At 68.0% G+C, this 13485-nt stretch carries 15 protein-coding genes and 1 pseudogene; 11 read left to right on the forward strand and 5 right to left on the reverse strand.

Annotated features, from left to right (window positions below):
* Positions 1-89: 89 nt before the first annotated feature.
* Positions 90-1108, reverse strand: a pseudogene (locus A5727_RS21520) (GlxA family transcriptional regulator).
* Positions 1109-1424: 316 nt separating this feature from the next.
* Here A5727_RS21520 and A5727_RS21525 point away from each other — a divergent pair.
* The 10 genes from A5727_RS21525 to A5727_RS21570 all read left to right on the forward strand — a co-directional run bounded on the left by A5727_RS21525 (position 1425) and on the right by A5727_RS21570 (position 9001).
* A complete protein-coding gene (locus A5727_RS21525; RefSeq protein ID WP_068254769.1) occupies positions 1425-1946 on the forward strand; it encodes a DUF1097 domain-containing protein in 522 nt (173 codons plus the stop codon).
* The gene (gene nthB, locus A5727_RS21530; RefSeq protein ID WP_068254772.1) at positions 1946-2680 is read left to right on the forward strand and encodes a nitrile hydratase subunit beta; all 735 of its coding nucleotides are present in this window, start codon (positions 1946-1948) and stop codon (positions 2678-2680) included. Before A5727_RS21525 ends, nthB begins: the two co-directional genes overlap by 1 nt.
* Positions 2677-3297 carry a nitrile hydratase subunit alpha gene (gene nthA / locus A5727_RS21535; protein ID WP_068254776.1) on the forward strand — a complete coding sequence of 207 codons (621 nt, stop codon included), beginning with the start codon at positions 2677-2679 and terminating at the stop codon, positions 3295-3297. The genes nthB and nthA overlap by 4 nt, the downstream gene beginning before the upstream one ends.
* Positions 3294-3611 carry a nitrile hydratase accessory protein gene (locus A5727_RS21540; protein ID WP_068254779.1) on the forward strand — a complete coding sequence of 106 codons (318 nt, stop codon included), beginning with the start codon at positions 3294-3296 and terminating at the stop codon, positions 3609-3611. Before nthA ends, A5727_RS21540 begins: the two co-directional genes overlap by 4 nt.
* Before the next feature lie 12 nt (positions 3612-3623).
* Positions 3624-3842 (forward strand): CbtB domain-containing protein, encoded by a 219-nt coding sequence (locus A5727_RS21545; RefSeq protein WP_068254782.1) that lies wholly within the window; start codon positions 3624-3626, stop codon positions 3840-3842.
* Positions 3833-4654 (forward strand): CbtA family protein, encoded by an 822-nt coding sequence (locus A5727_RS21550; RefSeq protein ID WP_068254785.1) that lies wholly within the window; start codon positions 3833-3835, stop codon positions 4652-4654. Before A5727_RS21545 ends, A5727_RS21550 begins: the two co-directional genes overlap by 10 nt.
* A gap of 260 nt (positions 4655-4914) precedes the next feature.
* Positions 4915-6768, forward strand: a complete 1854-nt coding sequence (dnaK, locus tag A5727_RS21555) for a molecular chaperone DnaK (protein ID WP_068254789.1) — start codon at positions 4915-4917, stop codon at positions 6766-6768.
* On the forward strand, positions 6765-7382 hold the full coding sequence (gene grpE, locus A5727_RS21560) for a nucleotide exchange factor GrpE (protein WP_068254792.1): 618 nt from the start codon (positions 6765-6767) through the stop codon (positions 7380-7382). Before dnaK ends, grpE begins: the two co-directional genes overlap by 4 nt.
* A gap of 38 nt (positions 7383-7420) precedes the next feature.
* Complete coding sequence (dnaJ, locus tag A5727_RS21565; RefSeq protein WP_068254795.1) at positions 7421-8605, forward strand: molecular chaperone DnaJ; 1185 nt, start codon at positions 7421-7423, stop codon at positions 8603-8605.
* Positions 8606-8611: 6 nt separating this feature from the next.
* Positions 8612-9001, forward strand: coding sequence for a heat shock protein transcriptional repressor HspR (locus A5727_RS21570; RefSeq protein WP_068254798.1), 390 nt, complete (start codon positions 8612-8614; stop codon positions 8999-9001).
* On the opposite strand, the gene A5727_RS21575 is transcribed toward A5727_RS21570, so the two are convergent.
* Genes A5727_RS21575 through A5727_RS21585 form a run of 3 tightly spaced genes read right to left on the reverse strand, consistent with a single transcriptional unit; the run spans position 8998 to position 12082 of the window.
* Positions 8998-9888 carry an aldose 1-epimerase gene (locus tag A5727_RS21575; RefSeq protein WP_068254801.1) on the reverse strand — a complete coding sequence of 297 codons (891 nt, stop codon included), beginning with the start codon at positions 9886-9888 and terminating at the stop codon, positions 8998-9000. The two genes, A5727_RS21570 and A5727_RS21575, sit on opposite strands and share 4 nt — an antisense overlap.
* 5 nt (positions 9889-9893) lie before the next feature.
* Positions 9894-11057, reverse strand: a complete 1164-nt coding sequence (locus A5727_RS21580) for an FAD-binding oxidoreductase (RefSeq protein WP_068254802.1) — start codon at positions 11055-11057, stop codon at positions 9894-9896.
* An 11-nt stretch (positions 11058-11068) separates the two neighbouring features.
* Positions 11069-12082 (reverse strand): hypothetical protein, encoded by a 1014-nt coding sequence (locus A5727_RS21585; RefSeq protein WP_068254803.1) that lies wholly within the window; start codon positions 12080-12082, stop codon positions 11069-11071.
* 100 nt (positions 12083-12182) lie between these two features.
* Here A5727_RS21585 and A5727_RS21590 point away from each other — a divergent pair, with 100 nt between their 5' ends.
* Complete coding sequence (locus A5727_RS21590; protein WP_082949950.1) at positions 12183-12824, forward strand: TetR/AcrR family transcriptional regulator; 642 nt, start codon at positions 12183-12185, stop codon at positions 12822-12824.
* On the opposite strand, the gene A5727_RS21595 is transcribed toward A5727_RS21590, so the two are convergent.
* Positions 12812-13480 carry a GAP family protein gene (locus tag A5727_RS21595; protein WP_068254813.1) on the reverse strand — a complete coding sequence of 223 codons (669 nt, stop codon included), beginning with the start codon at positions 13478-13480 and terminating at the stop codon, positions 12812-12814. The two genes, A5727_RS21590 and A5727_RS21595, sit on opposite strands and share 13 nt — an antisense overlap.
* Positions 13481-13485 lie beyond the last annotated feature (5 nt).

Below are 13485 nucleotides of genomic sequence, written 5' to 3' on the forward strand. Positions count from 1 at the left end.
GGCATGCGTACATGGCCGAGCGACATCCCCATCCATCGCAAACTACCGGCGTCACGCCGACGGCGGTATTCACCCGGTCGTGGGCGCCACTAGTGGTGCGCCGCGATCCCCGTCGTCCGGAATCGACTGCGGTACACGCTCGGTGACACCCCAAGCGCACGGCGGAACGTGCGCCGCATGGTGTCCGCCGACCCGAAACCGGCCCGTCGAGCCACCGACTCCTGGCCCTGATCGCCGGTCGCCAGAAGCACTTTCGCCGCCTCCAGCCGCGCCTGTTCGACGAAACGTGCCGGGGTCATCCCCACCTGCACCCGGAACATTCGCACCAGGTGCCGCTCGCTGACCGCTGCCCGGGCGGCCATGGCCGAGAGTGAATGGTCGGCGGACGGGTCGGTGACCACCGCGTCGAGGATCTCGCGCAGCCCGCGTGACACCGGCGCCGCCGACTCGGTCCAGACGCTGAACTGCGCCTGCCCGCCCGGGCGCTGCAGGAACACCACCATCCAGCGCGCGACCCGGCGAGCCACGTCGGGGCCGTAATCGCTTTCCACCATCGCCAGCCCGAGATCGATGCCCGCGCTGATTCCCGCGCCGGTGACGAACGGACCGTCCTGTACGAACAGCGAATCCGGATCGACCTCGATCTCCGGATACGCCTGCGCCAACTCCTGGCAGTGCGCCCAATGCGTGGTTGCGCGTCGCCCGTTGAGCAACCCCAGGGCGGCGAGGACGAACGCGCCGGTGCACACCGAGGCCACCCTGCGCGCCCGCGGCGCCAGCGTGCCGACCATCTCCAACGCCGCCGCGACCACATCCGGCGTCTGCTCCTCGGGGATGTCGTGCTCGCCGGGGGTGAAGTCGAAGTCCGGTGGGACCCCGCCCGGCACGATCAACGTGTCGATGCGGTCGGGCACCTCGGCCAGCGCCCTGTCCACCTGCAGCGAGACGAACGACGTCGTGTTCACCGCAGCGCCGGTCAACGACGCCAGGATCACGCGGTAGTGCGCGCCGAAGTCGTTGGCGCGCGCGAAGACTCCAACGGCGCCGCCACATCCTGCAGGGTCACCTTGTCATACAGCGCGAAGACGACGGTCCTGGGTTCCTTCACCGGTTCGGCCCCTGTCTGCCGACGTCACGGCCTGCCCTGCCCATGTGATTCGCACCGGACATGTCGCTGTCCCTTCGTGACCCCTCGTGCGCGTCGGCCACCCACGACGTGGTCAGGAAAGTAGCGCTTATCTGTTACGTCCGCATTGCGAGGCGGTCGTGGTCCGGATCTGCGCGAATCGTGTCCGGACCGGACGGGCCCCGACATCGGCCGGTTACGTGGTTGAAACCTGCTGCCGCGAGGCTGATTTCACCGTGTCGCGGAGGCATCGACGCCCACGGGTGTTTCGGCAACTCTTCCCCAAGAAGGTGAGTCCATGGATTCTCGTACAGCCTTGACGCTCAGCATCGGCGTCCTCGGCGGGCTGGCGGTCGCACTGACGGCCGAAGTCATCACTGTGCCCATCTGGGTGGTGTTCCTGGCCTGGGCGTCGTTCTTCTTCGTCGGCGGCGGCACTGCCGGCTGGGTGCGGTCGGTGTCGTCGAACCTGGTCGGTGTCCTCATCGCGACGGCGAGCCTGTACGCCGCGCATCTGATGGGCGGCAGCCTGCTGGTCACCGCGATCGCCGTCGGTGTCGGCAGCGCATTGATGGTGCAGGCGTCGTGGGTGCCGTTGTTGTCCACCACGCCCGCCGTCGTCGTCGGCTTCGCCTCCACGGTCTCGACGGTGGCCGGCACCGGCAACACCGTCACCGTCACGACCGTCTCCCACCCCGGTCTGGTCGCCGCGGTCGCCTGCATTCTCGGGGCGTCGTTCGGGATTCTCTCCGAGTACGCGGCGACCGCGATGACCTCGAAACCCGTCACCACGGAAACCCCGGAAGGAAGCCCGGCCTGATGAAACTGCAGCACTATCTCGGCGGCCTGGAGGGCCTGCCCGAACCGCTGTCGCTGGAAAAGCGTGTCTTCGTTGAGGATTGGGAGAAGCGAATCTTCGGCATCCACGTCGCCATGATGGGTCTGTCCAGCCACCTCGGCTCCGCGTTGCCCGGCTATCCGATCGACGAGGTGCCGACGACGTTCAAGGACGAGTGGACGTGGGCGGACCTGCGCACCGGTGCCGAGGCGATGAATCCGTTCGACTACTTCAAGTTCCGGTACTACGAGAAGTGGTTGGGCGGAATCACCCAGTTCTTCCTCGACAAGGGTTACGTGACGGAGGAGGAGCTCGCCGAGCGGATGTCGGAGGCGGCACCCGATGACGCCGGCGGAGCGCCCGAGATCGACGATCAGGTGATCGCCTACCTGCGCTCCGGCGACAGCCCCCGGCGCGACGTCGCGCACCCGAAGTTCGCGGTGGGCTCGACCGTGCGGATCACCAACGTGCCCGCCGACGCGCACAGTCGGCTGCCCGGCTACCTGCGCGGACGCGTCGGCATTGTGGAACGGGTCTTCGAAGGCGATTACGCCTACTTCTGCGAGACCGGCGACGGCATCGGCGATCCCATGCCCATCTACATCGTCGAGTTCGACCCCGCAGAGATCTGGGGTCAGCGCGCCGAACACGGTCCTCTGACGCTGTACGCCGAACTGTTCGAGGCCTATCTGGAACCGATTGAGGAGGAGTCATGACCGGCCAATTCGCCTACCCGCCCGACCGCGAGGACGTCAGCGCGAAGAAGGTTGCCGCACTGGAGTCTCTGCTGATCGAGAAGGGCGTCATCACGCCTCAGACCGTGGACAAGGTGCTGGCGTACTTCGAGACCGAGATGACGCCGCTGAACGGCAAGAAGATCGTGGTGAAGGCGTGGACTGACCCGGAGTTCGCCGAGAAGGTCGTCACCGACACCCCCGCGGCCATCGCCGAACTCGACTTCCCCGATGGGATGGCGGGCGCCGAGGGTGAACACCTGCAGGCCGTCGCCAATACGCCGGGGGTGCACAACCTGGTGATCTGCACGCTGTGCTCGTGCTTCCCGTGGCCGGTGCTCGGACTGCCGCCCTACTGGTACAAGGACCCCGTGTTCCGGTCGCGCGCCGCCCGTGAACCGCGCCGGGTGCTCGCCGAGGTGGGTCTCGAGCTGCCGGAGGACACCGAGATCAAGGTGTGGGACTCCAGCGGACACTCGCGCTGGTTCGTGATCCCCGAACGGCCCGCCGGCACCGAGGATTTCACCGACGAGATGTTGATGGATCTGGTGACCACCGAGTCGATGATCGGCGTCGCGGTGGCGGGGCCGGCCTCATGAAGCTGCACGAGACCTGCACCACCGACCAGGCCGCGCCGCAGTTCGACCACGAGTGGCAGCGCCGGGCCTTCGGCCTGGCGCTCGCGCTCTCGGAGTTCCGGCATTACGAGTGGAGCGAGTTCCAGCAGGCGCTGATCGCGACGATCGGCGAGTGGGAGGGCACGCCGGAAAGCGAACGGGGACAGTGGCAGTACTACGACCACTGGGTCGCCGCACTTGAGCAGCTGGTCGACCGCCACGAGCTGCTGACCGCTCCGGTGCTCACCGATGCGAACGACCACGCCCTCGCGCACGACCACGACCACGACCACTAGGGAGGACCCAGTATGACCAACCTCAGTTCCGCCGTCGCCGTCCCCCGCGTCAACGTGCGCGCCGCCGCGTTGGCCGCCCCCGCCCGGCTGACGGCGATCACGATGCTCGCGCTGATCGCCTACTACTTCATCGGATTCGACCAGGGAGCGGTGTCGGTGTTCGGCTCCGACACCCACGTCCATGAGTTCCTCCATGACGCCCGCCACCTGCTGGGATTCCCATGCCACTGAACAGTGAGCCGCATCCCCTGGTCCGGTACCTGGTGCCCGGTCTGGTGGCCGGCGCCGTGTCGTTCGCGTTCAGCCGGGTGCTGATCGCGCCGCTGATCGAGGTCGCGGTGGAGTACGAGGGGCAGCGTGAGCATGCCGAGGCGCATCTGGGCGGGGGCCACGAGCACGGTCACGAGCTGTTCACCCGTTCGGTGCAGGAGAATTTCGGCGCGGCCACGGGAGTCATCGCGTTCGCGGTGGTCATGGGCGTGCTGTTCGCGATCGTCTTCGGGCTTCTGCGCGCCGGACTGGCGCGCCGCGGCTTCAGTCCCGATCCGGCGGCGCTGGCACTGCTTCTCGCGACGGGAATGTTCGTCGCGGTCGCCCTGATGCCGGGACTGAAGTATCCGGCCAACCCGCCCAGCGTCGGCCTGGACGACACCGTGCCTGCGCGCAGTTCGGCGTTCCTGACCATCCTGGCGATCTCGGTCGTCGCCGCCGCGCTGGCGGTCGCCGCGGGCGTGGCGTGGGCCCGGCGGTGGGGCGGTTGGCGTGCGGCCGGGGTCGCGGTCGGGGGTTATCTCACGGTGATGGTGTGCACGATGGCGCTGCTGCCGGGCTTCCACGAGGTGCCCGGACCGGTGCGAGAGCCCGGGGGAGCGCTGGTGCTCGACGGCTTCCCGGCAGCGGTCCTGGCGGACTTCCGCGTCTACACGCTGGTCAACCAGGCGGTGATGTGGCTGCTGATCGGCGCGGCGTTCGCCGCCCTGACCGCGCTGCGGCCACGCCGGTATGCCCAGGCGCGCAGTCCGGCCGGCGCGGCAGCCGGGTAATAACCCGTCGTTTTTCGGGGCCCGACACGGCGACATCGCCGTGTCGGGCCCTGTTTCATGTTCCGATTGTGACCCATCTCACATAGGTGGACTATGGGAGAGGTGGTCTGGGGGAACAAATTCCGCGAGGACCCCGTTGGACCATTCGACAAACTTGAGCGAATCACACTCAACTCTGGCTTGACAGCCGGGCCCGCAGGGGAGCAATCTTGAGCGAGGTTCACTCAGATCCTATTGAAGCTATACAGGAGGCAGTAACTATGGCTCGTGCGGTCGGAATCGACCTCGGGACCACCAACTCCGTCGTCGCAGTGCTCGAGGGTGGCGATCCGGTCGTCGTCGCCAACTCCGAGGGCTCCCGGACCACGCCGTCGGTCGTCGCGTTCGCGCGCAACGGCGAGGTGCTGGTCGGCCAGCCCGCCAAGAACCAGGCCGTCACCAACGTCGACCGGACCATCCGGTCGGTCAAGCGGCACATGGGCACTGACTGGTCCATCAACATCGATGACAAGAACTACACCGCGCAGGAGATCAGCGCGCGCGTGCTGATGAAGCTCAAGCGCGACGCCGAGGCCTACCTCGGTGAGGACATCACCGACGCGGTCATCACCGTTCCCGCGTACTTCAACGACGCTCAGCGTCAGGCCACCAAGGAAGCCGGCCAGATCGCCGGCCTCAACGTCCTGCGCATCGTCAACGAGCCGACCGCGGCCGCGCTGGCCTACGGTCTGGACAAGGGCAGCAAGGAACAGACCATCCTGGTCTTCGACCTCGGTGGCGGCACGTTCGACGTCTCGCTGCTCGAGATCGGCGACGGTGTCGTCGAAGTCCGCGCCACCTCGGGTGACAACCACCTCGGCGGCGACGACTGGGACGACCGGATCGTCGAATGGCTGGTCGACAAGTTCAAGAGCACCAGCGGCATCGACCTGACCAAGGACAAGATGGCGATGCAGCGCCTCCGCGAGGCCGCTGAGAAGGCGAAGATCGAGCTGTCCAGCTCGCAGAGCACCTCGATCAACCTGCCCTACATCACCGTGGACGCGGACAAGAACCCGCTGTTCCTCGACGAGCAGCTGACCCGCTCGGAGTTCCAGAAGATCACCCAAGATCTGCTGGATCGCACGCGCAAGCCGTTCCAGCAGGTCATCAAGGACGCCGGCATCGCCGTCGGCGACATCGACCACGTCGTGCTGGTGGGTGGTTCCACCCGTATGCCCGCCGTCACCGATCTGGTCAAGGAACTCACCGGCGGCCGCGAGCCCAACAAGGGCGTCAACCCCGATGAGGTCGTCGCCGTGGGCGCCGCGCTGCAGGCCGGTGTGCTCAAGGGTGAGGTGAAAGACGTTCTCCTGCTTGATGTCACGCCGCTGTCGCTGGGCATCGAGACCAAGGGTGGCGTGATGACCAAGCTCATCGAGCGCAACACCACGATCCCGACCAAGCGTTCGGAGACCTTCACCACGGCGGACGACAACCAGCCGTCGGTGCAGATCCAGGTCTATCAGGGTGAGCGCGAGATCGCGGCGCACAACAAGCTGCTCGGCAGCTTCGAGCTGACCGGCATCCCGCCGGCTCCGCGCGGCGTGCCCCAGATCGAGGTCACCTTCGACATCGACGCCAACGGCATCGTGCACGTCACGGCCAAGGACAAGGGCACCGGCAAGGAGAACACGATCAAGATCCAGGAGGGCTCCGGCCTGTCCAAGGAGGAGATCGACCGGATGATCAAGGACGCCGAGGCGCACGCCGAGGAGGACCGCAAGCGTCGCGAAGAGGCCGACGTCCGCAACCAGGCCGAATCGCTGGTCTACCAGACGGAGAAGTTCGTCGCCGAGCAGCGTGGGGCCGAGGGCGGCTCCAAGGTTCCCGAGGACACCTTGGCCAAGGTCGACGCCGCGATCGCCGAGGCCAAGTCGGCCCTCGAGGGCACCGACATCTCGGCCATCAAGGCCGCGATGGAGAAGCTGGGCGTCGAATCGCAGGGTCTGGGCCAGGCGATCTACGAGGCAACTCAGGCCGAGCAGGCCGCGAGCGGCGCGGACGCGGGCGCCCCGGCCGACGACAACGTCGTCGACGCCGAAGTTGTCGAGGATGACCAGGAGAAGAAGTGAGCGAACGGGATTCGTCGGAGCCGGTGACCGTAACGGACAAGCGGCGCATCGATCCCGAGACGGGTGAAGTTCGCGACGCCGACTCCGCCCCGGCCCCCAGTGGGCCGGAGGCGGAGGCGGTCGTCGCGGCCGACACCGACGAGGTCGCCGATCTCAAGAGCACGCTGCAGCGGGTCAAGGCGGAGTACGACAACTACCGCAAGCGCTCGCTCCGCCAGGAACAGGCCGCGGGTGACCGCGCCAAGGCCGGGGTCGTCAGCCAACTGCTGCCGGTCCTGGACGACCTGGACCGGGCCCGCAGCCACGGTGATCTGGAGACCGGTCCGCTGAAGTCGGTGGCCGACAAGCTGATCGCCACCCTGGAGGGGTTGGGGCTGTCGGCATTCGGTGCCGAGGGTGACGAGTTCGACCCCGCACTGCATGAGGCTGTGCAGCATGAGGGCGACGGTTCGAACCCGGTGATCGGAACCGTTATGCGCCAGGGTTACCGCCTTGGTGAACAGGTCCTGCGGCACGCGATGGTCGGCGTGGTCGACTCGGTCGGGGAATCAGAACCCGCCGACACGGCCGAGAACGCCGCCACAGAGGGTGCCCAGGCCCCAGAATCGGAATGAGAAGGACACGTTGAACACAGGTGAGGAGGTGACGTTCGGTGGCTCAGCGCGAATGGGTTGAGAAGGACTTCTACAAGGAGCTGGGCGTCACCTCCGACGCCAGCAAGGACGAGATCAAGCGCGCCGCGCGCAAGATTCTCGCCGACAACCACCCGGACCGGAACCCGGGCAACGCTGAGGCCGAGGAGCGGTACAAGGCCGCATCCGAGGCGAAGGAGGTCCTGACCGACGACGCCAAGCGCCAGGAGTACGACGAGACCCGTCGGCTCTTCGCCGGAGGCGGATTCGGCCGGCGCTTCAACGGCGGCGGTTTCCCCGGCGGCGGCGGTGGTTTCGGCGGCGACGGCGTCGAGTTCAATCTCGGCGACCTCTTCGACGCCGCGGGACAGACCGGCGGCACCAACATCGGTGACCTCTTCGGTGGACTGTTCGGCCGGGGCGCGCAGCCCCGCCCGAGTCGTCCGCGCCGCGGCAACGACCTGGAGACCGAGACCGAACTCGACTTCCTCGAGGCCACCAAGGGCGTGGCGATGCCGTTGCGGCTCACCAGTCCTGCGCCGTGCACCAACTGCCACGGCAGCGGTGCCCGGCCCGGCACCAGCCCGAAGGTCTGCGCGAACTGCAACGGTGCCGGTGTGGTCAACCGCAACCAGGGTGCGTTCGGGTTCTCCGAGCCCTGTACGGAATGCCGTGGCAGCGGGTCGATCATCGAGCACCCCTGCGATGAGTGCAAGGGCACCGGGGTCACGACGCGGACGCGGACCATCAACGTCCGCATCCCTCCCGGCGTCGAGGACGGCCAGCGGATTCGGCTGGCGGGACAGGGCGAAGCCGGACTGCGCGGTGCGCCGTCGGGCGACCTCTACGTCACGGTGCACGTCCGGCCCGACAAGGTGTTCGGCCGTGACGGTGACGACTTGACGGTCACCGTGCCCGTCAGCTTTTCCGAGTTGGCATTGGGTACAACGCTTTCCGTGCCGACACTGGAGGGCAAGGTGGGCGTGCGAGTGCCGAAGGGCACGGCCGACGGCCGCATCCTCCGGGTCCGCGGGCGCGGTGTGCCCAAACGCAGCGGCGGCCACGGTGACCTGCTGGTCACCGTCAAGGTCGCGGTGCCGCCGAATCTCGAAGGCGAGGCGCTCGAGGCGCTGGAGGCCTATGCCGCCGCCGAACGGGCCAGTGGGTTCGATCCGCGGTCGGGCTGGGCGGGGAATCGGATGTGATATCGGATGAGCGACAAGGCAGAGGGGAATGAGGCACGGACGTTCCTGATCTCGGTCGCGGCAGAGTTGGCCGGCATGCACGCGCAGACCCTGCGCACCTACGACCGGCTGGGACTGGTGTCGCCGAGTCGCAGTTCCGGTGGCGGACGCCGCTATTCGCAGCGTGACGTCGACCTGCTGCGTGAGGTGCAGCGCCTGTCCCAGGACGAGGGCGTCAACCTCGCGGGAATCAAACGGATCATCGAGTTGACCAACCAGGTCGAGGCGCTCAAGTCCCGGCTGTCCGAGATGGCCGAGGAGATCGAGACGCTGCGGGCGACGCAGCGCCGAGAGGTGGCCAAGCCGGGGACGTCGACGGCCGTCGTGGTGTGGCAGCCCCGGCAGTCCCGCCGCTAAACCCCTATCGAGAACTGCGCGCCCGCGGGCTTCCCCGGTCGCGCAGTTCTGTATCCGCCTCGAGTCAGCGCGTCGGTGGGGGCCGTCATGGGCTCGAAGCAGATGACGTCCTCGCCGGCTGGGGCGAAGATCTGCGCCGCCGGGTAACCAGTGTCGAAGCGCACGGTGATCCGTCGCCCGCCGCCGGACACCGCGAACACCGCGCCGTCGGTGACCTCGTCGTAACCGTCGTCGAACACCCTGTCGGACAGGGATTCTGACGTCGCGGGCTGACGCCGCGTGGCGCCCGTGGGCAGGCCTCGGTCGTCGACGTCGAGGTGGCGAAGCGGTGGGATCTCCACGATCCACTGAGCGCGGGGCGTGCCGGGCAGCTGCAGGTAGGGGTGGAACCCGAAGCACAGCGGCACCGGTCGGTCGCCTGTGGGGGTCACGACGGTCCGGATGCTCAGCGTGCGCTCACGCAGAGTCGCGGCGATCTCAAGGGTGTGCGGAAACGGGAAGCTGGCCAACAGGTCCGGACTCGCCGCGAAGTCGAACTCGGCCACCAGCCGATCCGCGGTCTCGGAGCGCACGCGCCAGTCCGGGCGGGCGGCGAGCAGACCGTGGATGGGCAGTCCGTGCTCATCGGTGCGCACACCGACGGCGTCCTCAGCGATCTCGACGGTGTCGTCGCCGACTCGGTAGGTGCGCGAACTGAGCCGGTTCGCCCACGGGTACAGAAGAGGCAGGCCCATGGTCTTGCCGGCCGAGAGGTAGGCGTCGAGTCCCCGTCGCTGCCCGAGCAGTTCGTCGCCGTCGTCGGCCAGCGAGATGCCGATCATGCCCGCGTCGGGCACGAACTGGGCCGTCACCGCCGCTGTCGGATCCTGCAGAGTGACGACGTGCATACGATTCAGCCGGTCGTCGGATCGTGCTGGATGCGTTCCGGCGGCGCACCTTTGGCGATGAGCGCAGCCGTGGTCGCGGTGATCATGCCCGGGCTGCCGCTGATCAGGATCTGGCGATCACCCCATCCGCCGTAGCGCGTCACCACCTCGGGCAGCCGCCCGGTCTGGCGAACGTGCAGACCCCGTGGCGGTGTCGGGTCCGGATAGTCCGCCGCCCACGGCGGGTCGGTGGAGAATTCCGAGACTGGCGTGACCGACAGCCACGGGTTGTTGGCGGCGATCTCCCACAGTGTCTGCAGGTCGTACAGTTCGCACGGGTAGCGCGCGCCGAAGAACAGGTGCACGCGCGGATTGTCGCCGTAGCGCGACAGATCCATGAGGATGGCCCGAAGCGGTGCCAGGCCGGTGCTGCCCGCCACCATCAGGATGTCGCCGTCGTCGCGGTCGACCTGAAGGGCGCCATGCGGGCTCGAGAGCCGCCACACATCGCCCGGCGCAGTCTCGGCGACGATGGCATTGCTGACCATGCCCCCGGACACCGCTCGAACGTGGAACTCGATGCGGCCGTCGGGCTGGGCCGGGATCGACGGGGACAGATACCGCCATCGCCGCGGGCACTGGGGCACCTCGACCTGCACGTACTGCCCGGGGTGGTGGTCGAGGGGCGAGTCGAGTTGGAGGCGGACGACGGCCAGGTCCCGGGAGACCCGGTGGTGCTCGAGGACCGTGCCCTCCCACCAGCCCCGGCCCGGCTCGGCCTGGGCCGCCCCGCTCATGACCCCGGCGATGAAATTGATCGCCTGCCGGGCCGCATCGTCGACCTCGTCGGTCCACTGCTCGTAGAGGTCGCTGTTCATGGTGGCGTACAGCGCGTGTGCCATGGTCTCGTAATGCTCTTGCGTGACACCGTATCTGCGGTGATCGCGGCCGAGTTGGGCGAGGAACGCGACGGGCTCTTCGGCGCGCTGGGCGATGAACTCGCCGAGCACCCAGTCCAGCACCTGGCGGAACACCTTGCGCTGGTCGGTCATGTCGGGCGGGAACAGGTCGCGCACCGGGGGATCGATGGCGAACCAGCAGGTGTAGAACCGCCCGATCAGTTCCTCGGCGTCCGGCCTGATGACAGCGTCGCGCAGAACGGCGAGTGCATCACGGTCTTCCAGGCCCACGCTGCCCGATCTTAGGCGCTGCTGCGCCGTCGTCTCAGCGCAGCCACGGCGATGAGCACAACACCCGCGACGGCCCAGCACCCGAGGACCACGATCGCGGTTGTGGCCCGGGGGTCGGGGAAGACGTCGCTGAAGAACGCGGTGGAGCGCAGAAGTGTGGCGTTGGCGCCCTGCGGCAGCAGTTGGCCGACCGCACCCCACCCGCTGGGCAGCATTTCGGGGGCGCTGTTGATCCCCGAGAGCGGGTTGCCCAGCAGCAGCGCGACCGCGGCCGCGATGCCGATGCCGATGCGGCCGAACAGTGCGCCCAGGCCCAGCACGACCAGGCCAATCGCGGTGGTGCCGAGGAACAGGCCGGCCGTCACACCCCAGAAGTTCGATTCGATCGCGTCGAACACGTACTGCAGCAGGGCCGTGATGGTCACGGACGCCACCGCGGAGAACGCCAGCAGCGTGCCGATCTGGAGCCAGGTCTGGTTGCGGAACGCCAGCACCAGCACGATGCCGGGCAGCAGGCCGGCCAGCGCGAGCGGCAGCGCCGCGGCGGCCAGGCCGACGCCACGCGGGTCACCGGCGGGCAGGGGCGCGAGATCCTCGGTGTGCAGCGGCATTCCGCTGCGCTGCGCCATGCCTGCACCGATCTGCCCCAGCATCTGGGCGATCGTCGGGCTCGCCCCGGAGGCCGTGAGCAGGGTCGGGCCCTGCGGGCCGATCGAGATGCCGCCGTAGACGTCCCGGTTGCGGATCGCGGTGCGCAGGGCGCCCTGGTCGGCGTAGGTCGAGACGGCGAATCCGCCCGCGGCGTTCTGGTCCAGCGCGCCCTGGATCTGGGCGACGGCGGGCGGGGGTCCGGCGATGCCGATCGTCACGTCGTTGGGTTTCGACTTGGCGGCGGGCAGCGCGAACGCGATGAAGATCAAGGACAGCAGAAGCGTCAGGCCGACCACGATGCCGGCGGCCTTGGCGACCGCGGGTGGTTCATGCCGCAGGGCGTGGTCCTGGTGTTCCGGGGTCTGGGTGATCATCAGATCCTCCCGATTAATTCATCTGATGTTGAAATGATGTTCCTGAGCGTAGTCGCGACACTGAATATTTTCAACGGCCAGTGAAATGTTAGGGTTGCGGATGGCCTCACCTGCGGATAAGTCGCGTCGCCGCGGTCGGCGCCAAGGTGGTTCGGTGTCGCGGGACGACGTCCTGGGCGCGGCCAGGCGGCGCTTCGCGGACCAGGGCTACGCCAAGACGACCCTGCGTCAGGTGGCCGAGGACGCCGGCGTCGACCCGTCGATGGTGCTGTACCTGTTCGGGTCCAAGGACGGCCTCTTCCGCGAGTCGATGCGGCTGATCCTCGACCCGCAGAAATTGGTCAGGGCAATCGGCGAGGGACCGGCGGCGGAGGTCGGCACGCGCCTCGTGCGGACCTATCTGCAGATCTGGGACGACCCGGAGACGGGGCCCAGCATGTCCACGATGCTTGCGTCGGCGACGTCGAATGCCGATGCGCACGAGGCGTTCCGAGGGTTCATGCGGGAGTACGTCCTGACGGCGGTCACGGGTGCTCTGGGTGGCGGGGCCGACACCGCCCTGCGGGCGACGCTCGCCGCGACCAATCTGGTGGGCACCGCGATGCTGCGCTACGTCATGCGCGTGGGCCCGCTGGCGGAGGTGTCGAGCGAGGATGTGGTGCGGATGATCGCCCCCAGTGTGCAGCGCTACCTTACCGCGGACATCGACGATCTCGGCGTGCCCGAGGCTTACAGGCCGTGAATCCCCTTGTACAGCACCAGGAGTCCGATCACGACGAGGATAGCGGCCATCAGTGCTGAATTGTGCTTCTCCATCCACGCCTTGAGTCGCTCCAGGGCCGGGTCCAGGCGCTCGCCCGAGAACGTGTAGGCCAGGATCGGCAGGGCCACCGTCGAGGCCGAGACCGCGACGAAGATGATCGCCGCCGCGGGGACGGCGTTGCCGAGGCCTGCCGTTCCGATCGCGAAACCCGCAGCGGCGCAGATGAAGAGCACCTTCGGGTTGGCCACGGCCAACAGTGCGCCCAGTGCGAGCGCCTTGCCCGGGCGTGCGCTGGTGAGGTGTGCGGTACCCGGCATCTGATGCGGCCTGCTGTGGCGGGTGAGCCAGCGGTACACGCCGAACACGATCAGTGCGGCGCCGATCACGATGCGCGCCAACGACGCCCAGGCCGGGGGCTTGTCATGCATGCCGCCCAGCAGGCCGGAGATCCCGATGAACAGCGCGGTCAGCGCCGACAGTCCCACCACCCAGCCGACCAGGAACGCGCACCCGGTGGGGCGGGGCCGCGGACTGTGCAGCACGAGCACCGCGGGAATGATCGACAGAGGGGACAGTGCGATGACGGCTGCGAGCGGGATCAGTTCCGTCAGTCCCGAACCAAGGCTGTTGGCCACCGGGT

Source organism: Mycobacterium sp. ACS4331 (genome assembly GCF_001667265.1).
Lineage (GTDB): Bacteria > Actinomycetota > Actinomycetes > Mycobacteriales > Mycobacteriaceae > Mycobacterium.